This is a genomic window from Ureibacillus sp. FSL E2-3493, assembly GCF_038077515.1.
GTDB lineage: Bacteria > Bacillota > Bacilli > Bacillales_A > Planococcaceae > Ureibacillus > Ureibacillus halotolerans.
On record NZ_JBBOPK010000001.1, the window covers coordinates 1,566,165 to 1,590,767 of the forward strand.

A 24,603-nucleotide genomic window follows, 5' to 3' on the forward strand; every position below is an offset into this window, starting at 1 on the left:
AAACATATTGTTCCTTTCTAAGTAGAGAAAATGTACTTCTATACTAGGCATTTATTCTATATTCCATTTGAAAATAATCTCACATATTTATCTTTCTCATACATATAATTTATTGTACGTTACAGAAAGATGGTTGCGATAAATGAAAGATAGATATAAAAGTAACTAGTCATTTTGAAAATAGTTAGGAATCAGAAAGTCATTTTTTTAAGGGAAATTTGAGTGAAAGGATAGCATCCTTCTGTCTTACTAGAAATCATAAAATGTTAACAGAATAGTTTCATTTGCCATGAGATAAAACGAAATACATGGATATGGGGGATATTTTTATGAATGCAACAGAATTTTACCGAGAACCTGTTCAAAAAGTAATGAATGAACTAGAAGTAAACCATCTAGGATTAACGGATTATGAAGTGCGAACAAGACAGAAACAATATGGATACAATGAAATTGAAGAGAGCGAACGAAAAAGTGCAATTCAAATTTTTCTAGAACAGTTTAAAGACTTTTTAGTCATTATTTTAATGGTTGCCGCTGTTATTTCTGTATTTTTAGGGGAAGTACAAAGTTCCATTGTCATTTTAGTTGTTGTCATTTTAAATGCTATACTTGGCACTGTTCAACAAATTAAAGCGGAAAAATCATTAGATAGTTTAAAAGAAATGGCAGCCCCTGTTGCAAAAGTACTTCGAAATGGACAAGTTACTGAAATCCCTTCAAAGGAGGTTGTCGTTGGGGATATTCTTGTTTTAGATGCCGGTGATTATATTAGTGCAGATGGTCGAATTATTGAAAGCCATAGTTTACAAATTAACGAAAGTTCTTTAACAGGCGAATCACTGCCAATCGAAAAAATGACACAAGTTATTAATGAAAGAGAAGTAGCACTTGGGGATAAAATAAATATGGTTTTCTCAGGTAGTTTTGTTACAAATGGCCGCGGTAAAGCAATTGTAACGTCAATTGGTATGAATACTGAAATTGGTAAGATAGCAAATTTACTAGATAGTGCTAAAGAAAAGAAAACACCCCTTCAAGTAAGTCTTGAACAATTTGGAAAGCGTCTTGCCATTGGAATTATTATCATCTGTTTAATTATTTTTGGCTTGGATATTTTACGTGGTCGCGAGCTTGTTGATTCATTTATGTTCGCAGTTTCCTTAGCAGTTGCGGCTATTCCGGAGGCATTAAGTTCGATTGTAACCATTGTGTTGGCATTTGGAACTCAAAAAATGGCAAAGGAAAATGCCATTGTCCGTAAACTCCATGCGGTTGAAAGTCTTGGTAGCATTTCAGTAATCTGTTCAGATAAAACGGGGACATTGACTCAAAATAAAATGACAGTCCAAAAGGTATTAATTAACGATGAAGTTATTCAACATGACCAATTACAAATTAGTAACGAACTTCATCATACATTTCTGCATATGGCTTTATTATGTAATAATTCCGTTACGTTTAGCGATCGGGAAATTGGAGATCCAACAGAAATAGCTCTAGTACATTTAGGAAATGAATATAACATCGATGAACTTCATATTCGCAAGCAGTTTGAACGTTTTGATGAAATACCTTTTGATTCGAACCGTAAGTTAATGAGTACTGTTAATCGAGTTGGCAACCGAACTATTATGATTACAAAGGGAGCTGTAGATGTACTGCTTCCCCGTTTGGTGAAAATTAGAACTTCTCAAGGAGTATCCAATATTACTTTCAAACAACTAGAAATTATTAAACAAATCAATAGTAATTTTTCTAACGAAGGGTTACGAGTACTCGCATTAGCTTATAAAGAAGTGAATTCAACTAAAATTGGCAAAAAAGACGAAAATGGATTAATTTTTATTGGTTTAGTCGCAATGATGGACCCGCCGCGAGAGGAATCAAAACAAGCTGTTGCAGATTGTATTAAAGCAGGAATCAAACCGGTGATGATTACGGGAGATCATAAAATAACGGCAGCTGCCATTGCAAAACAAATCGGCATTTTAAAAGACCCTTCTGAAGCAATTGAAGGTAAAGAAATTGAAAATTTATCAGATAAAGAATTAAGAGAACAAGTTGAAAACTACTCCGTTTACGCACGAGTATCACCGGAACATAAAATACGTATTGTTAAAGCTTGGCAGGAAAAAGGGAATGTCGTGGCAATGACTGGCGATGGTGTCAATGATGGTCCAGCATTAAAACAAGCTGATATCGGGGTAGCAATGGGAATAATGGGCACAGAAGTTGCCAAAGATGCCTCATCGATGATATTAAGCGATGACAATTTCTCAACGATTGTTAAAGCTATTTCCAACGGTCGTAGTCTTTACGAAAATATTAAAAATGCCATTAAGTTTTTATTGTCTGGAAATGCAGGAGCGATATTAGTAGTTTTATACGCAACACTTTTTGCATTACCTTCTCCATTTGCACCGGTACACTTATTATTTATTAACCTACTAACAGATAGTTTACCAGCGATCGCAATCGGTTTAGAACCCCATAGTAAGAAGGTGATGGAAGAAAAACCTCGAAAAATACATGAACCTTTATTAAATAAAAGCTTTGTTACTCAAATAGGATTAGAAGGATTACTTATTGCTGCTGTCACGATTATCGCTTTTCAAAGAGGGTTAGCAACAGGTGATACGATGGTTGCCAGCACGATGGCCTTTGCCACATTATGTTTATCAAGATTGTTCCATGGCTTTAACTGTCGTTCAAGAGAATCGCTATTTAAAATTGGCCTATTCTCGAATCTTTCGGTGTGGATTGCCTTTCTTATCGGGTTTGTACTATTGAATGTTGTGTTAATAGTAGGATTATTCGATGTAGCAATGCTAGACCAACTGCAATTGTTAACCATTTATGGGCTAGCAATTGTACCATTAATAATTATTCAGCTTCATAGATTATTCTTTAAAAAATAGAAACAAAGCTATTTAAAAGTGGATACGTTTATCATTTAAAAAGATGGTCGAATTGAACCATCTTTTTATTATTATTTATAATTAGATGAATGAAAAAGAACTCCATAATTGTTTGGGTTCCCTTGTTCCGATTTAAGTTTTTTCACCTATTAACTATACGCTTTATACTAATGGAAAGGCTGAACTTCCTCCAATGTTTTAAAAAGAATATCTCTTTCAGGAGTGTAAACAGCCACTTTTACGTTTGGTCCCCAATAGAAAAGTCTTTCTTGACATATCCCACAAGATGTTAGAATTTTAAATTCAGATTTTTCATTATCTCTTACTACACAAATAGAATGGGTAATTTGAGTATCAAGTTTATGAGCTTCTAATATAGCTCCTGTTTCAACCATAATTCTGTTGAAGCATTAATAATTTCAGGAGCGACACTTGTTAAGATTTTTCCGTCTGTTGTGTACATTGCCGCAGCTCCGCCCCAACCTAATGGGTATCTTTTCTCTATTAGTGCTACTGCTTCTTCATATAATCTTTTTTCTATATTCATGTTAACACCTCAAATAGCATCTAAATGTTATAAGTCTACTCATTTGGAAAATAATGATAGAACTAGTTTGCCAAAGGTGGTGTCCATTGAGAACGAATAGCTTTCAAATGACTGCAACACATTGGTACACAACATAATAATAGGAGAGAGCTCAAATCCGATTACTTCTTCAAGTCGAGTTACAACAATTTGCTCCTAATCAATAACTTACGAGTATCTGATTTTTTGACGTTTTCATGACTAGTCACAGACATCTTTTCTGAGTACTAAAAACAAATCTTGTTCATTTCAACAATACCTTCAAATTATCAATTTGAAAGAAAACTGTGAAATTATGGTTAACATTATCAATTTACCTTTCAATTACTTTATAATAATTGGAAGGGAGTGATATTTGAATGCTCGTTATAATGAAAAGAGAAGAGTTCGATTCTTTAGCCGATGAAGCTTTATTTCATGCTTGCTTTAAACCATTAATATTGGAGTATAAAAAAAGAATGGCTCAAGAAAATAGCACGATGGAAAAAGTACATTTTTATAAAGAACTAACGTCTGGGCAAAAAGCGTTGTTTGTTTTTCATATATATTATGATCATGCAATTGAATCTGTAATTGAGTTCTATTGGTGGAGTGCTTATTTTATAGCTCAACCAAAAATTTGGTCTGCAATTAAAACTGGACTACAGTTTTTTGGGGAAGGGACCATGTACCAACTTCTAGAAGAAACGGAATCGGTTCTTAAAAGATATAGCGGGCCTAGCAGTCTGGAAAAGTTTGTTGTTAATCGGGAGGACCTGAACAATAATAAGGAACTTTCGAAATCGATTCAACCTTTGTATTCCAAATTTAATGAAATAGCTAATCTTACGATAAAGAGAATAAGTGATTTTATTCGATTCAACCATGAATACTTCGTAAAAATTATGGACTAAAACTTTTCGTAAATCGGGCACCATATTGTCAAAACGGTGCTCGTTTTGTTTTTAGAAAATGATGGGGAATAACTGGTTATTAAACTGTTCCATAAAGCTTATAGAGAGGGGGAGAATAAGTATAAAATATTTATCACTTTACATACCCTCTGCGGGTATGTTATGATGAATGCAAGTTAGGAGGGTGAATAGATGGATAACTCAGTGAAAGCAGAAGCTTGTCATACTGATGATAATAGTACCTCTTGTCGAAAAAGTCATCATCCAGAACGTGTGAAAAAGGATTTGACAACTCGATTAAATCGTATAGAAGGTCAAATTCGAGGCATTAAAGGTATGATAGAAAAGGACGTATACTGTGATGATGTGATTACTCAACTTTCCGCCACACAATCTGCATTAAATAGTGTAGCAAAAATTCTTTTAGAAGGACATATAAAGGGTTGTGTAGTAGATCGGCTTTCAGAAGGTGATAATGAAGTAATCGACGAGTTAGTTGTAACGATACAAAAGTTAATGAAAAAATAAATTTTTTTAAACGAAACATACCCCTATGGTGTATTCAAAAGACATGAAAAGGAGAAGATACTATGAAAAATGTAACATTAAACGTGCAAGGTATGTCATGTGGACATTGTGTTAAAGCTATAGAGGGAAGCGTTGGTAAATTAGAAGGTGTTGACCAAGTAAGTGTGAACCTTGACGAAGCTTTAGTGGATGTTTCCTTTAATGAATCTCAAGTTTCATTAGAGCAAATTAAAGAAACAATTGAAGAACAAGGATATGATGTAGAGTAAGAGTGCTTTCGTAGCACTCTCTCATTTTCATTAAATTATACCCTATATAGGTATAAAGAGAGGTGTAAAAGTTATGAGTACTGAAGCAAGTAAAGTAAAAGAAGCGAATATCCAAATTACAGGTATGACTTGTGCAGCGTGTGCGACACGTATTGAAAAAGGGTTAAATAAAATGGAAGGTGTTGAACAAGCATCGGTCAATTTAGCTCTTGAGAAGTCATCCATTAAATATGATCCGACAAAATTGAGTGAAGCTGATTTTGAAAGGAAAATCGAATCACTTGGATACGGTGTTGTGAAACAAAAAGCGGAGTTTGAAATTACAGGAATGACTTGTGCAGCGTGTGCAACACGCATTGAAAAGGGACTAAATAAATTGGATGGCGTTGCAAGAGCAAATGTCAATTTAGCCCTTGAAAAAGCAACGATTGAATTTAATCCTTCAGAAGTAACTATTGCGGATATCGTTGCAAAGGTCGAAAAACTTGGTTATGGTGCACACCAAAAGCAAGATGAAAAGGAACAGATAGATCACCGTGAAAAGCATATTAAAGATCAACAACGTAAATTCGTCATTTCAGCGATTTTATCTTTACCATTATTATGGACGATGGTCGGTCACTTTTCCTTTACAGAGTTCTTATATGTACCTAATTTCTTAATGAATCCATGGGTTCAACTTATTTTAGCAACCCCCGTACAATTTATAATAGGTAAACAGTTTTATGTTGGTGCTTATAAAGCACTTCGTAATGGCAGCGCCAATATGGATGTACTCGTTGTTATGGGTACTTCAGCAGCTTATTTTTATAGTGTCTATCAAGCTATTATTACAGCAGGAGAACATCACGACCCACATCTATATTTTGAAACAAGCGCGGTATTAATTACATTAATATTGTTAGGGAAATTGTTTGAAGCAAAAGCAAAAGGTCGTTCATCGGAAGCGATTAAAAAATTAATGGGGCTTCAAGCGAAAACAGCCATCGTTATTCGTGATGGAATAGAAAAAGAAGTTCCGTTAGAAGAAGTTGTAATAGGTGATACAATTTTAGTGAAACCAGGTGAAAAAATTCCAGTTGATGGTGAAGTAGTAGAAGGAACAACAGCCGTTGATGAATCGATGTTAACAGGCGAAAGTTTACCAGTGGATAAAGCAGCAGGTGACCTATTATACGGCTCAACAATTAACAAAAATGGTTTTATTAAAATGACAGCAACAAAAGTTGGACGTGACACGGCTCTAGCACAAATTATTAAAGTTGTTGAAGATGCACAAGGGTCTAAAGCGCCAATCCAACGTTTAGCCGACAAAATTTCAGGAATTTTTGTACCAATCGTAGTGGGGATTGCTATCCTTACATTCCTAGTTTGGATGATTTGGGTTCAACCAGGTGAGTTTACACCAGCACTTGAAGTATTAATTGCAGTATTAGTTATTGCATGTCCATGTGCCCTTGGATTAGCAACACCAACTTCCATTATGGCAGGTTCAGGTCGGGCGGCAGAATTTGGTATTTTGTTTAAAGGTGGGGAGCATCTAGAACAAACACAAGGCATCGATACAGTAGTAGTCGATAAAACAGGTACTGTTACACATGGTAAACCGGTGTTAACAGATGTATTAGTAGCAAAAGGTCAAGACGAAGAAACATTTTTATCATTGATTGGTGCAGCTGAAAAACAATCGGAGCACCCATTAGCACAAGCGATCCTTCAAGGTATTCAAGAGAAAGAGATAGAACTTGGGAACATTCAGTTTTTTGAAGTGATTCCTGGTTTCGGTGTGCAAGCAACAGTCTCGGGTCAAGGAGTTGTTATTGGTACACGTAAACTTATGGAACAATACGGAATTAATGTTACGTCTGTTCTACCAGCAATGGAGGAATTGGAGAAGAACGGTAAGACAGCAATGCTAGCTGGTATTAATGGTCAGTACGCTGGCTTAGTTGCTGTCGCAGATACGATTAAAGAAACCTCTCGTGAAGCTGTACGTCGATTACAAGAAATGGGTATTAATGTCATCATGATGACAGGTGACAATGAACGAACTGCCCAAGCAATCGGTAAAGAAGTAGGTGTCGATGCAGTCATTGCCGAAGTGCTTCCTGAAGGTAAAGCAAATGAAGTGAAAAAACTTCAACAGCAGGGGAAAAAGGTGGCAATGGTTGGTGATGGTATTAATGACGCTCCGGCATTAGCTACAGCTAATATTGGGATGGCTATCGGTACAGGTACAGATGTGGCAATGGAAGCAGCAGATATTACACTTATTCGAGGGGACTTAAATAGTATTGCTGATGCAATTTTAATGAGTCGTAAAACGATGAAAAATATAAAGCAAAACTTATTCTGGGCTTTTGCTTATAATACGATTGGAATTCCAATTGCTGCAGCAGGATTTCTTGCCCCTTGGGTTGCTGGAGCGGCGATGGCGTTCAGTTCCGTGTCGGTAGTTTTAAATGCATTACGTTTACAAAGAGTGAAATTAAAAAAATAAAATGGGAAATAACACTTATTAATGCGTCTAGTGTCAGCAAAATTATATACCTTACCAATGTATGGTAGAAAAAGGAAGGAGGGGTTATGTGGAGGGCGAGAAAATCAAAATTGCTATTAATGGGGGAATCGGCTTCGGAGCAAAACTAAACGCCAAACAACTTGCAATGATTTCAAGTTATATGGACGAAAGCGAAGAAATAGAGTTAACTACTTTCCAGCAACTTTATATTGAAATACCTGAAAATAAAAAAGAAGAAATTATCGAAGAATTTCAACGTGTTGGGTTAGTTTGTTATCCGGTTGGCAACTTTGTAAAGAGCTTAAGAACTTGTAACTTTTGCAAGGGAGAAGAAGAAGAAGGAATGCCTGTAGCAAAAGAGTTAAATCGACGTATTGCTGGAATGGCTGTACCTTTTACTTTAAAAGTTGCCTATACGGGTTGTCCGATTGGTTGTGGCGAACCTATGTTAAGCGACATTGGTGTAATGAAAATAAGAAACCGTTACAATTTATATGTTGGAGGAAAAGCCAAAGGGAAAGACGCTGAGGTTGGTTCTTTACTTTTAGAAAATATAACACCCGACGAATTATATAAAGCAGTAGAAAAGATTATCGCTATTTATTCAGAGAAGGGAAAAAAACGGGAAACGTTTTATAAATTTTTAAAGCGAATAGGTAGAGATCAATTAATAAGTTAAAACAACTATCTATTGAAAATGGAATAAAACGAGTTGTATAAATGATTAAAAAAGTAGGGGGAAGTAGAATGGCAAATAAATTGATGATGGGTATCATTTCTTTAACAGCAGCATTAACACTTTCTGCATGTGCTGGAGATAATAATGAAGAATCTACTGAAAAGCATAATTCCCATGAAAATACAGAAACAACTGAAACAGAAAACCATGATATGGAAGGGATGGACCATTCCACAATGAATCATTCTAGTGATGGTGAAATTCCTGAAGGATTACAAGAAGCAACAACACCAACTTTTCCAATAGGAAGTAAAGCAATGATTAAAGCAGATCATATGGCTGGGATGGAAGGAGCTGAAGCAACGATAGTTGGTGCTTTTAATACTACGGTATATACAGTATCTTTCACTCCGACAAATGGTGGTGAGCCGGTAAATAATCATAAATGGGTCATTCATGAAGAGCTAGAAGGAGCTGGAGAATCTCCGTTAGAACCAGGTGTACAAGCAAAGATTAAAGCTAAGCATATGGAAGGGATGGACGGAGCTACAGCAACAATTGATTCCGCTGAACAAACGACTGTCTATATGGTCGATTACACTTCTACAACAGGTGAAGAAGTAAAGAACCATAAATGGGTAACAGAAAGCGAACTATCACCAATTTAATAATCGATTTGAAATGTACCTTGATCTATTTTTCAAGGTGCATTTTATCTTTTAAAAAATTAAATAGGGAAAACCATTAATTATACTTATTTCATATTCGTTCAAAATAGTTGAATCAGAGCAGGTAATTTAATAAATATATAGAAATTAAAATTAAACATAAATAGGAGGGGTTCATGTGTTAATTAAGCCAAAAAAATTGCAGCCGGGAGACAAAATTGCGACGGTTAGTCCTTCTTGGGGTGGCGCAGGTGAACCAGCACTAAGATGGCGATATGAACAAGGTGTTAAGAGGTTAGAGGAAGTTTTTAGATTAAAGGTTATACCAATGCCCAATAGTTTGAAGGGAGGAGACTATCTTTATAAACATCCGCAAGCTCGTGCTGAAGATTTAATGACGGCGTTTAAGGATAAAAGTATACGAGGTATCATTGCAAATATTGGTGGAGAAGATAGCATTCGTTTACTACCCTATATTGATTTTAATGTTATACGTGAAAACCCGAAAATTTTGATGGGTTACTCGGATGTGACCATCTCACATTTATTTTGTTACAAAGGGGGAATATCTTCTTTTTATGGTCCCGCAATCTTAACCGATTTTGCTGAAAATGTGGACATGGATCCTTATACGGTTGAGATGGTAAATCGAACTCTCTTCTCAAATGACGTTATTGGTGAAATTCAACCAGCGAACCATTGGACAAGTGAGCATTTAGAATGGATAGAAGAAAATAAAAACCGTCGCCGTACAACAAAGAAAAACTTAGGTTACGAAGTACTACAAGGATCAGGTGTAGCACGAGGACGTTTGATAGGTGGTTGTATTGAAGTTTTAGAGTTTGCAAAAGGAACAGAAATTTGGCCGGAGAAAAAGTATTGGGAAAATAGCATCCTTTTCTTTGAAACATCTGAAGAAAAACCGGAACCGCATCTTATAAAATATTGGTTGCGAAATTATGCTGCACAAGGTATTTTACAAAAAACAAACGGAATCATATTTGGAAAGCCGCAGGATGAGAAGTACTATGATGAATATAAGGAAGTCATTCAAATTGTCATGAAGGAAAATGATTTGGTAGATTTGCCTGTTCTTTATAATTTGAATTTCGGACATACTGAACCGAAATGTATTTTGCCATATGGTGCATTGGCAGAAATTAATTGTAATAAGAGGACTTTCACCATTTTAGAAAGTGGAGTGGAATGAAGTTAACTAAAAAAGAGAAATAAAGGTGATAAAATGAAATTCCGTTTATTAGGTGAAAGTACGAAAGTAGAAATCGATATCATTTCTAGGGAATATCCGAATAGTACGGATTACTGGGATGGAAATTGGGTTAATTCAAAAGTAAAGGTTGAAATTCCAGGTTATTATGTTGATTTTAATGCTAGTTTAAGAACAGATGATATTAGAGATTTTGTAAATGAATTGAAGTTGATGAAAAAGAATTTATCAGGAAAAGCAATATTGAAAAACTTAGATGGTTTTATACATTTTGAAGGTGAAATGAATAAATTAGGTCATATAAGTTGGTCTGGAGAGACATGCTATCCAGTAGGAAGTGGTGCGGTACTTACCTTCGAGTTTGTATCAGACCAATCATATTTAGAAAGCTTCATAAAAGAGTTAGAGGATATTAGTTATATGTTTCCGGTAATAGGTAAACAAAATTAGTTATATAACTAACTAGAGGGAGCAATTCTTTAATAAGAAGGTGATTTTCTATTAAAGATTAAGATAATGATATGTTGAAAATATAATTAGTAAATGTGGGGGATAGGAACAATATAAGAAAGTGTAAAGTGGTGTTAAAACTAGAGGTGAATATAAACAATGAAACGATTAATGTTATTTTTATTGGGACTGATATTATTTTTAACTTCTTTGCCAATTGGATCAAAAATGATAATGGAGCTTATACATAATCAAAGAATGGTTGGACTCTACACGATTACAAATGTAAGCAAAGGGTTTCCTCCTACGGATACGACTTTTTATTTCAACGATCATACTGTAGAAATAGAGGAAACGATAAAGGAAAGCAAAAGTTATATAGACCCCTATAAATTTAAAATTGGCATTGCAGATTTATCTGTAAAAGTAGATGGAAAGGTAATAGATACATTAAAAGAATATCCAATAAGGATAGAAGAAGAAGGGTTAAATCGATACTATGGTGAGCTTGCTTATTTAACTTTAGAAGATAAAAAGAAGGATAAAACTCAATTTATTGTGCTTTTGAAGAAAACAAGAGAATTGAAAAAAGAAATGCCGAATGGAGATATTGTTGGCTCGGTTTCAGATGAAAAATTAATGTACAGTCTCTATGCATTAGATGAAGGTGGGTCATTAAGCCATGATTCTTTTAGTTTTACAAAACGTAATGCGTTACAAACAGAACTACTAAATGCAGGGAATGTGGGTCCTCATACAGTTGGTTATTATACAGATGCTTGGGAAGGTATTCCTACGTTATTTTTCCCTTTCATATTTCCATTTTTAACTTTAATAGTCGGATTCATATTATTATTTTTCTTTTTTCCATATAGAAAAAAATATAAAAGTTTATGAACCGGATTTTAGTTTCTCTACTACAAAGTAAAATCCGTCTATAGAATACTATCAAGGTCCGATATCTTTTTATTTCTTAAAATCTCTTCTTCTATTGACATTTAGCAAATCCGTGCTAGAATGATATATGACTTTACCGCGTTGAAGCGTTGAAGTTTAAAGCGTGAAATTATATCATCTAGGAGTAAGCAAATGTTTTCTATTGAGGCAAAAACTAAACCGTCAGTATTCGAATCATTATTCATTTTAATAATCGTTATTTCAATCATTTCTATTTCGATAGGAAAGTTTGGTGCTACACCACATATCCCTATTCTATTATCTATTATTCTTCTCATTTTTTACGGTTTGCTAAAACGCGTGCCATTTAAAGTGTTGGAAGAAAGTATGAGATCTGGAGCCATTTCAGGAATAGGAGCTATTTATATTTTCCTTTTAATAGGTATACTAATTAGTAGCTGGATTTTAAGCGGTACAATACCAACGCTTATATATATAGGTTTTTCTCTCGTATCGGCAAGTTTCTTCTATGCGATTGTATTTATCATTACTGCGATTATTGGTACAGCAATTGGTAGTTCATTGACGACTGTAGCGACGATTGGGGTTGCTTTTGTAAGTATTGCAGGAGCCATTGATGCATCGCTTGTCTTGACGGCTGGCGCTATTGTATCTGGAGCGTTTTTTGGCGATAAAATGTCTCCATTGTCAGATACAACCAATTTAGCTGCAAGCATTGTCAATATTGATTTATTTGAACATATTAAAAATATGAGTTGGACAACGATTCCTGCGTTTTTCATTAGCGGTGTCCTATATGCAACTTTATCCCCTTCAGTAGAAGGAGTAGATAACACGACAATTGTGTTCTATAAGGCTAGTTTACAAGATGCAAATTTTGTGCATTGGTATGCCATTGTACCACTGCTCGTCTTGATTGTTTGCACATTCAAAAAAGTGCCGGCATTTTTAACCCTTATTGTTAGTTCCCTTGTAGCACTTTTCTTATCAATTTTTCATACTTCTTTATCAGTTAGTGATTACTGTGCAATTTTATTTAGCGGATATGTTTCTGAAACAGGGGTTGAAGTAATTGATTCACTCTTAACTCGTGGTGGTATCAGTAGTATGTTCTTTACAATTATGCTTGTGGTGCTAAGCCTCAGCATGGGTGGATTATTGTTTGCTTTAGGTATTATTCAAACATTGCTAAACAAAATTGAAAATTTATTAAAATCAGTTGGTGCATTGATTACAGGGACGGCCTTTACTGCAATTGGTATTAATATAGTAGTAGGAGAACAGTATTTATCCATTTTATTAACAGGGGAAGCCTTTAAGAAACAATATAGAGAACTAGGCTTACATCCGAAAAATTTAAGCCGGGTAATGGAAGATGCGGGTACAGTCGTTAATCCGCTTGTTCCTTGGAGTGTTTGTGGTTTATTTATTGCCTCAATGCTTAACGTTTCTGTGATCGACTATTTGCCTTATGCTTTCTTTTGCCTATTAAGCCCAGTTCTTACCATCATATTTGGATGGTTAAATCTGACAATATCAAAAAACGAAACAAATTAACATTCGTAGTACAAACCAAGGCCATGGTTTGTACTACTTTTTTATAGAAGAAGCGATGGAAAGCCGATTTGCAGCTAGGATTATTTAGAATTTATAATTTAAAAAGATCAACTTCACCCCTTATTTAAACAAACTAAAAGCCATTATTGACCGAGAGAATATATGCTCTAAAAACTATAACTAAACAGGGATTTACATAGAAAAGATTGGTGAAGTAGATGGTTTACATGGAGAATTTTAAGTAAGGTTTTATAAAGGCACTATTAGAAGTTTTAGAACCATAAATAATACGGTTATTCAACAATTTGGCGCTTTCCTTGAATAAGGAATGTGCTTTATTCAATTAAAGGGCCATATAATGAAGTAACTCATTATCAATGTACATGGATAACTATGTTAATTTATATATAGGGCTCTATAAATAAAATTTATTTTACCGCGCTGTAATTCGGGTATATGGTATATTATGGGTAAATTTAATAAGTTTGGAGGAATTATGAAAACTCTAGTTGGTTTTTTCCTGTTATTATTGAGTAGTTTTTTTATCGGGGGAATTACTATTCATAATTCTATAATAGGTAATAGCATATTTAAAATAATAGGTGTTATATGTTTAGTAGACTTTTGGAAAACACTTCCGAATAAAAATAATAATATGTATTAAAGCTAAACACTATTCAATTACGCTTTCCTTGAATAAGGAGAGCGTCTTTCTTTTGAGTTTGGTAATGGTGTTAACACAGTAGCTCTTATTAATTAGTGATTTTGAAAAGGGTAAAAAACGAAGCTGTTTAAAATGATGATCATAGGGTAAAAAATGTACGAGAGATTAGTTTGAGAAAGTTTGTAAAGTGTGAAGCTTTTTGAACTTTTTAATCTCTAGGTTTAAATATTTACAAGACAGGAGATGGTTATAATGAAAAACCAACATCTAACCGATCCACGTAAAAAATTTTATACAGAAAAATTCCCAGATCAAGAGCAGAACACTCCAGCGCTGCAGAGTAAAATGATTCCTAAACCTTACTGCGGAGAAGAATCATATAAAGGATACAATCGTCTGGAAGAGCGCAATGCTTTGATTACCGGTGGCGATTCCGGAATTGGACGTGCCGCCGCCATTGCCTATGCACGTGAAGGTGCAAATGTGGCCATCCAATTCTTCCCTGGTGAAGAAGAAGATGCGAACGAAGTCAAAGATTTAATTGAAAAAGCAGGCAGAAAAGCATTACTGTTGCCGTATGATTTGCGGGAAGATGGCACAGCGACAGAGATTGTTACAAAAACGGTGGAAGCTTTTGGCGGTTTGGATACGCTCGTATTGAATGCTGCGCAACAAATTGCACAGCCAACCTTAAAAGATTTAACACTCAAACAAGTGCATGATACTTTCAAAGTAAACATCATCAGCATGTTTGAGACCGTAAAAGCTGCTGAAGAGCATCTGGAACCAGGAAGTGCGATTATTACTACCACATCGGTTCAATCTTTCAATCCATCCGCCTCTTTAATGGACTATGCTGCTACACAAGGTGCAATCAGCAATTTTACGATAAATCTTTCCTCGTACTTTGCTTCTAAAGGGGTGCGTGTTAATGGGGTTGCACCAGGGCCAATTTGGACACCGTTGCAGTTGGATAACGGACAATTGGAAGGGAAAATTCCTGAGTTTGGCCAAAATACTCCTCTTGGTCGTGCGGGACAGCCGGTAGAGCTTGCGCCGGTATATGTTCTTCTAGCCTCTGATGAAGGGAGTTATATTACAGGTCAGATTTATGGGGTGACAGGTGGCGAGCCAATCAGCTTGTAATCTTATATGTAGTCAAATAAAAGCGTACCTCACTCGTAACAGATAATGGAAAAATGATAATAAGTTTACTACAGTTAGTGTTTTTTGTATCCTAATGTAGCGGGATCTTCAACAAGCGAGCGCGGTTCTGTAATAAGAATCAACGCTCGCTTTCATTATTGAATTCGTTAGCTAATTCTATTGTGGGGCAATCCCTATAAAGAAAATTGGAAGAGTGATATTAAAAGGACAGTACCTGATGATTTCAGCAACTTCTTGAAAAAATGCATTACCAAGGTAACTTCATAGAAGAGACTTAGTAATGCATTTTATAGGATTCTATTCAGCAAATAATCTTATGTTTTTAATATCTTTTTCTGAGAGCGACTGTTGTAAGATCCGATTAACCTCATTTAAAATGTCAACAATATGCTGTTGGCCACTCGGAGTTAGTACAACATAAACACTACGCTTATCCTCAACATAACATGCTCGTTCTACTGGATGAAGATCATGTTGTTCAAGTCTTGAAACCAAACGGGATAAAGCACTTTGGCTAAGACCAATCATATTCTGTAGCTGCAGTAACCGGAGTTTCTTTTCACGGCTTTCATTGATAAACATCATTAAATAAAACTCATTCAAACATAAATGGTATTTTTGTTGAAGAAAATAATCTAATGAGTGTGTAATTCTATTATGAAATTTTGAGAAATTTACCCAAGTATGGATTAATTGGTCAGGTTGATTCATAGCCATCGCCTTTCGAAAAATACTGTCCCAATTATATCATTCACTGTTATCGAATTCCTCTACTATATTGAGATGGTGGATTGACACTTCCTGTTATTTCTTTAATTGCATGTATACTCCAATATGGATCATTTAACATTCCTCTAGCAACGGCAATTAAATCGGCATCATGATTGGACAAGGTTGCCTCTGCTACTTGTGGATTATCTAACATGCCAACCGCTATTACTGGGATTCCTAGTTTCTCTTTGAAAGCTCGGGCAAATGGTACTTGATAACCAGGATAATTCCCAGGCTTTAACTTGCCAGGAACGCCTTCACCTCCAGAGGAGACGTGGAAAATATCTACACCAGCTTCTTTGAACTTCTCTGCAATACGAAGTGAATGTTCCAACCCATATCCTCCGTCGATATATTCAATAGCAGACATTCGTATAATTAGTGGCATATCCTCTGGCATGACCGATTTCACTGAGCGAATGATCTCTACACCGAATTTTGATAAATCCTTACCATATTCATCGTTCCGTTTATTAATACTAGGGGACATGAACTGATGGAGAAGATATCCATGTGCTCCATGAAGTTCGATTGTATCAAAGCCCACTTCAACTGCTCTTCTTGCAGCATTCCTAAACTGCTCAATTGTTTGTTCAATTTCCTGAATGGTTAAAGCACGTGGTTGTGTAAGTCCACCATATTTTGTTTCCTCAGGTAAAGCGTCACCTTGTATAGCAGATGGTGCAACAGGTTGGATTGCATCTTCGGCCTTTCTACCAGCATGACCTATTTGTATCCCAATTTTTGAACCATACTTATGAACCTCGGATACAATACGCTTATATGCAGGAATCTGTGCATCATCCCATAATCCTAAATCTTGATTCGTAATTCTTCCTTCAGGAGTTACACCCGTCATTTCCATAATAATTAACCCTGTACCGCCTATAGCTCTAGATACATAATGAACAAAATGCCAATCGTTCGGTATTCCATCTTCTTTATCTACAGAATATTGGCACATAGGTGCCATGACAATCCGATTTTTAAGTTGTAATCCTTTAAGTTTAAAAGGTGAATCAATTGTTTTCATTATTAGTATCCCTCCTAAAAAAATGTATGCACATGCATATATAATAGTCTAGAGCAATTATTAAATAATGCAATGATAATGGTGAATGCTTCTAATAATGTTCTAAACATTTTTACAAGAAATAATAAGAGACAAATATTGTTATTTCCAATTACAGCATGAGTAGTTTGTACAGAAGTATTTAATGTACCTATTATTCCGATACATATTCATACGTCTTGAGGTGTATGTGACTTAATAATTTTATCGTAGATTCTTTAGTAGAATCGTCTCTTTTTTCATTTATGGGTCAAATTGTGGAATAAGGAAGGTAATCTGATGGTATACCTCGAAATTTATAGTCATGCCAGATCAACTTTTAGTAAATGAAGATTTAGGCAAATGGATGAACGATTATCAGGATGAAATTGGGGGGGATGGAAAATGGATGTAAGGACACTTTTGTTACAGCAATGGGCAAGCTGCTTAGATAAAGAAGATTGGTTTCCACCGCTTGAAAAAGTACTAGAGAATATCACTTTTGAACAGGCAAAATGGAAAACATCTAATGGGGAAATGAATTCTATTTGGGAAATAGTTTGTCATTTACTTTTCTATGAAAAGAGATTCCTTATGCGATTTCTTGGTGAAACAGCGAATGAACCAAAGGCAGAAAATAATGATTCTACATTTCGATTACCAACTGAGACGTTAGAAAATTGGGAGAAAACAAAACAAGAATACTTTTATGTCCATCGCGAACTTGAAAAACTACTAGCAACATCAGAACTTGAAGATTTGTATAGACAGGTTCCAGGGGAAGATCATTCATTAGTAATTGAACTAAAGAGTTTAGCAATGCATAACGCATATCATATTGGGCAAATTGTATTTCTAAGCAAAATGCAAGGAGCTTGGGCAAAGAGACGCAGCTTTTAATCAACTTTATTAGCATTTCAGTTAATCCACTTTAGGGCACAATTCTTGAAAAAAGGAATTGTGCCTTTTTTAGTAATCGGACCATTAACACTCAATAAGAAAAAAATTATATTAGAGAGTAATGAAGTTAGTAGTCAAAAAATATTTATAATTTGACATTGCCGCTATCCCCGAACTTTAATATGAACGGTTTTGCATCAACATTAGGTGTTTTATCAGTGTTTATAGCTAATTTATATAAGAATTCCAATTATTTTTAAAATGAATTTACAGACTCCTTTATTAGGTGTTATTCTTACAGTGGGATGTGCAGGAGTTAAAGGTACAGATGTCGTGACAGCATCCTTACTACTTTCTATATTAGGATCTTCTCTTTCAACCATTCCAATCATTGCAGCTGTTTCTCAAATTAAGAGAAATACGACTGTTTTTAGTGATTTAGTGGGAACTCAATATTCTAGGGAGACTGAAATTAATTCTCTAAATAGAGATCAGCCCCATGGAGAAAACACAAATTAAGAAGTATATCTCTAACCCCTCTCTAGTTTGGGAAAATCATAGATTACTTGAGCCTGCTAACTTGCACTAGTAATTACAAGTATTTTATAATTTATTGAATGCAAGAAGAGAGAAAAATTTTTACAACAGGAAGGAAGTTAAAGCATGAGTAACGGAATTTTTAAAATACCAACACCTAAAAATGAGCCTGGTAATACATATGCACCGGGTACAAAAGAAAGAGAAACATTAAAAGCGGAATTAAAACGCCAATCCGAAATAGTAGTAGATATCCCTATTATTATTAACGGTCAAAATATTAAAACAGATATAGTTAAGAAAGTAGTTATGCCACATAATCACCAACATATTTTAGCAAACTACTCAGAAGCTGGTGAGAAAGAATTACGTGATGCTATTGAAGCTGCAATGGCTGCGAAAGAATCATGGGCAAATATGCCATGGGAACATCGTGCTGCTATTTTCTTAAAAGCTGCTGATTTAATTTCTGGTCCATACCGTGATGTAATGAATGCTGCAACAATGTTAGGACAATCTAAAACTGTAATTCAAGCTGAGATAGACTCTGCACAAGAATTAGCAGATTTCTTGCGCTTCGGGGTTGATTATGCAAACCAAGTATATCAAATTCAACCTGATAGTATGAAAAACGTTTGGAATCGTTTAGATTACCGTCCATTAGATGGTTTTGTATTAGCAATCTCTCCATTTAACTTCACTGCTATTGGTGGTAACTTGCCATCAGCTCCTGCAATGATGGGGAACGTAGTCGTTTGGAAACCTGCAACAACTTCATTACTAGCAAACTATTACTTCATGCGTATTTTAGAAGAAGCAGGATTACCAAAAGGCGTTATCAACTTTGTACCATCTCGTGGTTCACAAGTTTCGGAAATAGTATTAACAGATCCACGTATGTCTGGTTTCCACTTTACTGGTTCAACAAGTACTTTCCAAACAATTTGGAAAACAGTAGGGGAAAACATTGCAAATTATCAATCATACCCTCGTTTAGTTGGGGAAACTGGTGGTAAAGACTTTGTATTTGCACACGAAACTGCACAAGTTGACAAATTAGTAGCTAACCTTGTTCGTGGAGCATTTGAATACCAAGGTCAAAAATGTTCTGCGGCTTCACGTGCTTACATTCCACAAAGCTTATGGGAAGAAGTAAAGAAAGGTTTAGTTGAAGAAACTGCTAAATTGAAAGTCGGGGATGTACGAGACTTCCGTAATTTTATGGGAGCAGTCATCGATAAACCTGCGTTTGATTCAATAACAAGCTATATCGATTATGCGGCAGCTTCTGAAGAAGCAGAAATTATTGCTGGTGGTACTTATGATGATTCTGTTGGATATTTCATCCAACCGACAATTATTGTAACAACAAATCCAAATTTCAAAACAATGGTTGAAGAAATCTTTGGACCAGTGTTAACAATCTATGTATATGAAAATGATAAATTAGAAGAAACATTAAAAGCAGTTGATACAGCTTCTATGTACGCATTGACAGGTGCTATTTTTGCACAAGATCGCCAAGCAATTCTTCATTTAGAAAATCGTTTATCAGGCGCAGCTGGTAACTTCTATATCAATGACAAACCAACTGGTGCAATGATTAACCAACAACCATTTGGTGGTTCTCGTGGTTCTGGTACAAACGATAAAGCAGGTTCTGTATTTAACATGATTCGTTGGACAACTCCTCGTGTAATCAAAGAAAACTTTGCACCAACTACAGATATTGCTTATCCGTTCATGGATGAAGAATAATTAATAACATAGTAAAGAGGTTAAAGTGTTCACTTTAACCTCTTTTTTTACTATAGTTTTTTCCTTGATATATGAGAATTTCTATCTTTTTCGAACTGTTAGATGAGCACTATTATTCGAGACATTCTATGCATCCCATACCATTCAAACGAAACGAGGTTATTATGAAGCGCTTGCTATTAATTTAGTCTATCAATAGTTCGAACTAAGAAATATTTGAAAAACTTTTATAGCATACAGGGGATTAAATGATAAATGAAAAAGTTTCCTGAATTAGAATGAATATAATCAACCCTTTGTTATTGAGGGAGAATAGTTGAACAAGAATAAGGTTAAATTACTTAATAATAGAAATGTTATTAGGGAGATATATATATGAAGGAAAAACAATCATAATTGTTAAATCAAATAAGGTCAATGTTAGAAGAGGTAAACCAACTCCAATTAGAATACTGGAAATCATTTTCCTATTTTGATACATGGCAATTTTGGATAGTAGTTATAGCGTTAATTTTACCAATTATAATATTATTCTTTTCAATAGATAAAAGGAAAATGTTACTTTTAGGTTTTTTTGGACTTAATTATCATGTTTGGTTCGCATATGTAAATAAAATCGGTATTAATATGGGTCTATGGGAATATCCATATGAACTCCTTCCCTTTTTACCAAGTTTTGCTTTAGACGCTTCTTTAGTACCGGTAAGTTTTATGTTGTTATATCAATGGACATTGAACCGGCAAAAAAATATATACCTATATTCAGTTTTATTATCAGCCCTTTTTGCTTTCGTATTAAAACCAATTATGGTGAATTTCCACTTCTTCCATATGTTTAAGGGAGTAAATTATATTTATTTGTTCTTGTCCTATATAGCGTCATTCATTGTATCTAAATTGATCACAAACTTGTTTTTATGGCTACAAAAACAAGAAAATTGATAATTGTTCTTAAACAACAAGAGGCGTAATTTTTGTACTAGAAATTTTGTCATTTTTAGTCCTTAATTTTGGTGGTTATGGTGATGCTAATCTATTGTACAAAGGGAGGCTGTCTTGTTTCAGACAGCCTCTTTAATTTGTTTTGACTCCAAAGATTACTGACAAAATTGAACCTAATGAAATTCTCCATTTTATCATAAAATTATCTCTTCAAATCATGGAAGGTAGCTAGCGAGTAAACTGATTCCTTTTTCAATCTCTTCAATTGCTAATCCTCCCAAATCCTAATATGATATAGGAATTAGCTTCGGTGTTTGAATTAAGGCAAAACAACTTCGTCTCCTTTTTGGGAGTCCCCAAAATATTTTGTAAAAATGTTACATCTGAATAGAACCTGTGTTTATATTTAAGAATCGGCGCGTTTCTAAAATAAGAAATCCGTCTTTATTTTTGAAAAGGGTCGTTATAGAAAACTAAAATTGGATAATTATGTTAAAATGAAGTAGGGATTGTGAAGAAATAAAATATTCGATATGGACGCTTAGTAAGGGGGATGTAGTATGTTTATGTTTATCGTTAGATCAGTTATTTTATGGATTATGATTTCCACGATCATTAATGTATATTTGATGACATTTCCCATTCCTGTTTTACGGAAAAGAAATTATCCAGCTAACTTTCTTATTCAACAAAACAATCGAATTGATTTTCAAAATAATACCGAATGTGCAGCATTTTCAACAGCGTATCTGTTACGGCATTTTGGCATAGATGATAGCGGTGAAGCGTTGTATCCCCATTTTCCTAGTAAAACGAAGTCGGGTACTGTATACCCAAAGGGAATTCGGACGGTATTAAGAAAAAAAGGCTTTAAAACAAACTATTATAAAGGAAATATAAATACATTAAAGTACGAGGTTAGTAAAGGAGCTCCCGTCATTGTTTTTATTAAAGTACAGAAGAATCGTAATCATTTGCATTTTGTCCCTGTTGTAGGTTATGACGAGGAGTATTTTTACCTTTCAGAATCATTAAGGCATTTGGTAAATTGTGATGATGAAAACAAGAACTATAATCGAAAAGTTCCGATTAATGAATTTAAAAAACTATGGAATGTAAAGACGGTTTTTACGCTTTTTTATAGCAATACTTACATAACTGTAGACGCAGAGAAAATATTAATGACGTAACTAAAAAAAGGGAGGAAATGTCAAATGATAGCCTCTAAATCTGCAATTCTAATGGCTTTCATTCTTACTTTTAAACGTTCTTGGATGCTTAATTTTATAATATGGAGCGTGTATTTGGGAATAATTTTCACACCTCTATCCACTATTGCTGCTTCATTCATTTATAGAGACATAACCCAGGATGGATTTGCAGGAATTGGTTTTCTGTTATTATTCATACCTCTTGAAATCATTGCAATCCTTATGTTTGCTATCGGTTGTATAGGAGGGATTAGAGGAAAAAGAAAAAAATATATGATGTTTCATAATAATTAGAATAACAAGGTTTGAACTATTAGATAAAATTTGAAACTTTTTCCATTAATGATCGTATTTTTTTATAAAACGATTATTAATGAGGTGAAGCATGGACATCTTAACTTATTCAGGACAAATGATTTATGTTAAAACTACCAATCATGATATTTTGTTGCTAAAAGTAATGGGAAAAAATAATGAACAAAGTTATAAAGTAAAGGTTCTTGAAATGAACGGAGAGATTATGGATGAAGATATGGTTATCTATAATGAAGAAATCACAAGGATGTGTATTTTGCCCTCTGAGATTCAACAGGGTATTGAGTTAACGATAAATCATATACCAACTTTTAATTTTAATGAAAGTAAGAACATACCCTCTCATGTCGAGATTGGAGAAAGGTAAAAAATGATTAAAAGGATTTATTAAGATTGAACTAATCAGGGTAGAGTTAAATGAGTATGATCAATTTTTTCTTCCGTAACTAGCTAGTCGATTCCATAAAGGGGCGCGTTTCATGAATAAAAAAATACCTTATTCATGAAACGGGCCACAATACATAGAAGAGTATGAAGAAATGTACTTAAGCTAACAGGGCAGTTTAGTTGAACAAGCAGGAGCAAAAACTTGTATATAACATCATATTCAGTAATTGTGACAAGGGGGATTTTTGTGGATATGGTTGTAGAAGACGAACATTATTATAATAATAGGTATGTTGTAGTGAACGACATAGTAGAGTTTGAAAGAGTATATATGATTGATGAATATAAATTTAATAATAAAACATATGAAGCTTTATGGAAGGTATATGAATTATTGCCATCTTACATACGAAGTAAAACAACTCTTCCTTGCTGGTTTGGTGATGAGGAAAACGGAGACAGATACTTTATTTCAGCTTCAATGGAAATGTCAGGACTACAGTTTTGGGGTAAATTGCCTATTGGGGACTTTTTACTATGGGAAAATAAATTAAATGAATTAATAAAGAACTTTCCTTTTAAATATTAAAGGGTGCGTTTGTTGAGGCAGGACCATTTTTAATGGTCTTTTTATTTGTTTAATAAGAAATGACATTAGCATGTGAACATGCATACAGCATTTATAAACTAAAGTGTTAAATATTGAACCATTTTCTTGGCATCTTATATGTAACGCATTTCTTTAAATGAAATTAGTGCAATAAATTAGAAGAATACTTAAACAAGGTAAAACCGTATATTTAGAAGAATTAGTATTAAAAAGATAATTTTAGGAAGGTATAGTATGAAAAAAATTACTATGTTCTTATTAATTTTAGTACTTATAACTAATTCAACTGTGCATGCTTTAAGTTGGGCCTATCCGTTCGTAGTTTGGAGTGGAAATGTTTATAAAGTCACTGATGAAGAGGTAATTATTAGTCTAATTGACAAGCGTATAGGAGAGGTCAACACAAAGCCTAATGACATGGGGAACTACTTTGGTAATGCATCTAATTATTATCCAAAGGGAACGGAATACTTTGAAATAAGGGGTATATCTACTGATAACGCTATTGCTGTCAAAAATGAAAAAGGAAAATGCATAAAAGCTGTCTATGTTAATAAAGCTCCTTTTCATTGGATGAATTTATTTACAAATCCTTTCCCATTTCTTATTTTAATTTTAATACTATTATTTATTGGATTGAAAAAAAGAAGAAAAGTATTGAAAAATTTATAAAACTTTTCCTCTAATTCAAAATCATCCCCAAATAAAGTGAAATAACTCTTGTTTTCGTACAATACTCTTCCAATTGAAACACTTCTTTTTATATTTACAATAAAACGCCTGTAATTTGATGGGGTATGAAAATAAGCGATTTTAATAGGCATAAGATAATAGTGAAGGCTAACGCAAAGTACTAGACGATTAAAGAAATATTAACTAGACTAAGCTCAAACTGGATGTTTGGCACAGTCTTTTTTTATACAGCAGTATTGTACTTCATGAAGCATAAAGTTATTAGTGTAATACTAAGGTAGTACCAATAATATTGCTTCAAATGAGTTAATTCACAGTTTGAAGCATCATTAACAATTGATGGCGGTGAATTACGATCATAGGTTTACATTTGAGGATA

General features: G+C 34.3%; 23 protein-coding genes and 1 pseudogene. 21 read left to right on the top strand and 3 right to left on the bottom strand.

The genetic code is table 11. The annotated features are described in order from the left end of the window. Nucleotides 1–329 precede the first annotated feature (329 nt). Complete coding sequence (locus MHH69_RS07985) at nt 330–2,921, top strand: calcium-translocating P-type ATPase, PMCA-type (RefSeq protein WP_341362063.1); 2,592 nt, start codon at nt 330–332, stop codon at nt 2,919–2,921. Between the two features lie 167 nt (nt 2,922–3,088). On the opposite strand, the pseudogene MHH69_RS07990 reads toward MHH69_RS07985, so the two are convergent. Next, nucleotides 3,089–3,468 (bottom strand): annotated as a pseudogene (locus tag MHH69_RS07990) (cytidine deaminase). 398 nt (nt 3,469–3,866) lie between these two features. On the opposite strand from MHH69_RS07990, the gene MHH69_RS07995 reads away from it, so the two are divergent. The 11 genes from MHH69_RS07995 (at nt 3,867) to MHH69_RS08045 (ending at nt 15,028) form a co-directional block, all read left to right on the top strand. Next, nucleotides 3,867–4,400 (top strand): hypothetical protein, encoded by a 534-nt coding sequence (locus MHH69_RS07995; protein ID WP_122972773.1) that lies wholly within the window; start codon nt 3,867–3,869, stop codon nt 4,398–4,400. A 192-nt stretch (nt 4,401–4,592) separates the two neighbouring features. Then, nucleotides 4,593–4,928, top strand: a complete 336-nt coding sequence (locus MHH69_RS08000; RefSeq protein WP_122972772.1) for a metal-sensitive transcriptional regulator — start codon at nt 4,593–4,595, stop codon at nt 4,926–4,928. A gap of 62 nt (nt 4,929–4,990) precedes the next feature. Then, entirely contained in the window at nt 4,991–5,197 is a 207-nt protein-coding gene (gene copZ / locus MHH69_RS08005) for a copper chaperone CopZ (RefSeq protein ID WP_122972771.1), read from the top strand. 73 nt (nt 5,198–5,270) lie between these two features. Then, nucleotides 5,271–7,697 (top strand): heavy metal translocating P-type ATPase, encoded by a 2,427-nt coding sequence (locus MHH69_RS08010; protein ID WP_341362064.1) that lies wholly within the window; start codon nt 5,271–5,273, stop codon nt 7,695–7,697. An 88-nt stretch (nt 7,698–7,785) separates the two neighbouring features. After that, nucleotides 7,786–8,397 (top strand): nitrite reductase, encoded by a 612-nt coding sequence (locus MHH69_RS08015; RefSeq protein WP_341362065.1) that lies wholly within the window; start codon nt 7,786–7,788, stop codon nt 8,395–8,397. Between the two features lie 68 nt (nt 8,398–8,465). Further along, nucleotides 8,466–9,065 carry a YdhK family protein gene (locus MHH69_RS08020; RefSeq protein WP_122972768.1) on the top strand — a complete coding sequence of 200 codons (600 nt, stop codon included), beginning with the start codon at nt 8,466–8,468 and terminating at the stop codon, nt 9,063–9,065. Between the two features lie 178 nt (nt 9,066–9,243). Beyond that, nucleotides 9,244–10,275, top strand: a complete 1,032-nt coding sequence (locus tag MHH69_RS08025) for a S66 family peptidase (protein ID WP_122972767.1) — start codon at nt 9,244–9,246, stop codon at nt 10,273–10,275. A 33-nt stretch (nt 10,276–10,308) separates the two neighbouring features. Continuing rightward, complete coding sequence (locus tag MHH69_RS08030; protein WP_122972766.1) at nt 10,309–10,743, top strand: WapI family immunity protein; 435 nt, start codon at nt 10,309–10,311, stop codon at nt 10,741–10,743. A 159-nt stretch (nt 10,744–10,902) separates the two neighbouring features. Next, on the top strand, nt 10,903–11,640 hold the full coding sequence (locus MHH69_RS08035; protein ID WP_341362066.1) for a hypothetical protein: 738 nt from the start codon (nt 10,903–10,905) through the stop codon (nt 11,638–11,640). 192 nt (nt 11,641–11,832) lie between these two features. Then, on the top strand, nt 11,833–13,218 hold the full coding sequence (gene nhaC / locus MHH69_RS08040) for a Na+/H+ antiporter NhaC (RefSeq protein ID WP_341362067.1): 1,386 nt from the start codon (nt 11,833–11,835) through the stop codon (nt 13,216–13,218). Between the two features lie 916 nt (nt 13,219–14,134). Beyond that, nucleotides 14,135–15,028 carry an SDR family oxidoreductase gene (locus MHH69_RS08045; protein WP_341362068.1) on the top strand — a complete coding sequence of 298 codons (894 nt, stop codon included), beginning with the start codon at nt 14,135–14,137 and terminating at the stop codon, nt 15,026–15,028. A gap of 318 nt (nt 15,029–15,346) precedes the next feature. Here MHH69_RS08045 and MHH69_RS08050 read toward each other — a convergent pair whose 3' ends face one another. Then, entirely contained in the window at nt 15,347–15,760 is a 414-nt protein-coding gene (locus MHH69_RS08050) for a MarR family winged helix-turn-helix transcriptional regulator (RefSeq protein WP_122972762.1), read from the bottom strand. Between the two features lie 46 nt (nt 15,761–15,806). Continuing rightward, nucleotides 15,807–16,853, bottom strand: coding sequence for an NADH:flavin oxidoreductase/NADH oxidase (locus tag MHH69_RS08055; protein WP_341362069.1), 1,047 nt, complete (start codon nt 16,851–16,853; stop codon nt 15,807–15,809). Between the two features lie 423 nt (nt 16,854–17,276). Between MHH69_RS08055 and MHH69_RS08060 the strand changes: the two genes are divergently transcribed. From MHH69_RS08060 to MHH69_RS08100, 9 genes are all read left to right on the top strand, one after another. Further along, nucleotides 17,277–17,771 carry a DinB family protein gene (locus tag MHH69_RS08060; RefSeq protein ID WP_341362070.1) on the top strand — a complete coding sequence of 165 codons (495 nt, stop codon included), beginning with the start codon at nt 17,277–17,279 and terminating at the stop codon, nt 17,769–17,771. A gap of 300 nt (nt 17,772–18,071) precedes the next feature. Then, nucleotides 18,072–18,290, top strand: a complete 219-nt coding sequence (locus tag MHH69_RS08065) for a hypothetical protein (RefSeq protein ID WP_341362071.1) — start codon at nt 18,072–18,074, stop codon at nt 18,288–18,290. Nucleotides 18,291–18,434: 144 nt separating this feature from the next. Further along, on the top strand, nt 18,435–20,066 hold the full coding sequence (gene pruA / locus MHH69_RS08070; RefSeq protein ID WP_122972758.1) for an L-glutamate gamma-semialdehyde dehydrogenase: 1,632 nt from the start codon (nt 18,435–18,437) through the stop codon (nt 20,064–20,066). Between the two features lie 555 nt (nt 20,067–20,621). After that, on the top strand, nt 20,622–21,008 hold the full coding sequence (locus MHH69_RS08075; RefSeq protein ID WP_341362958.1) for a CBO0543 family protein: 387 nt from the start codon (nt 20,622–20,624) through the stop codon (nt 21,006–21,008). A gap of 560 nt (nt 21,009–21,568) precedes the next feature. Then, a complete protein-coding gene (locus MHH69_RS08080; RefSeq protein WP_341362072.1) occupies nt 21,569–22,198 on the top strand; it encodes a cysteine peptidase family C39 domain-containing protein in 630 nt (209 codons plus the stop codon). A 24-nt stretch (nt 22,199–22,222) separates the two neighbouring features. Beyond that, nucleotides 22,223–22,513, top strand: a complete 291-nt coding sequence (locus MHH69_RS08085; protein ID WP_341362073.1) for a hypothetical protein — start codon at nt 22,223–22,225, stop codon at nt 22,511–22,513. 91 nt (nt 22,514–22,604) lie between these two features. After that, complete coding sequence (locus MHH69_RS08090; RefSeq protein WP_341362074.1) at nt 22,605–22,901, top strand: hypothetical protein; 297 nt, start codon at nt 22,605–22,607, stop codon at nt 22,899–22,901. Between the two features lie 267 nt (nt 22,902–23,168). Continuing rightward, a complete protein-coding gene (locus MHH69_RS08095; RefSeq protein WP_341362075.1) occupies nt 23,169–23,510 on the top strand; it encodes a hypothetical protein in 342 nt (113 codons plus the stop codon). A gap of 255 nt (nt 23,511–23,765) precedes the next feature. Further along, nucleotides 23,766–24,203: a hypothetical protein gene (locus MHH69_RS08100; protein WP_341362076.1), complete on the top strand. Its 438-nt coding sequence runs from the start codon at nt 23,766–23,768 to the stop codon at nt 24,201–24,203. Nucleotides 24,204–24,603 lie beyond the last annotated feature (400 nt).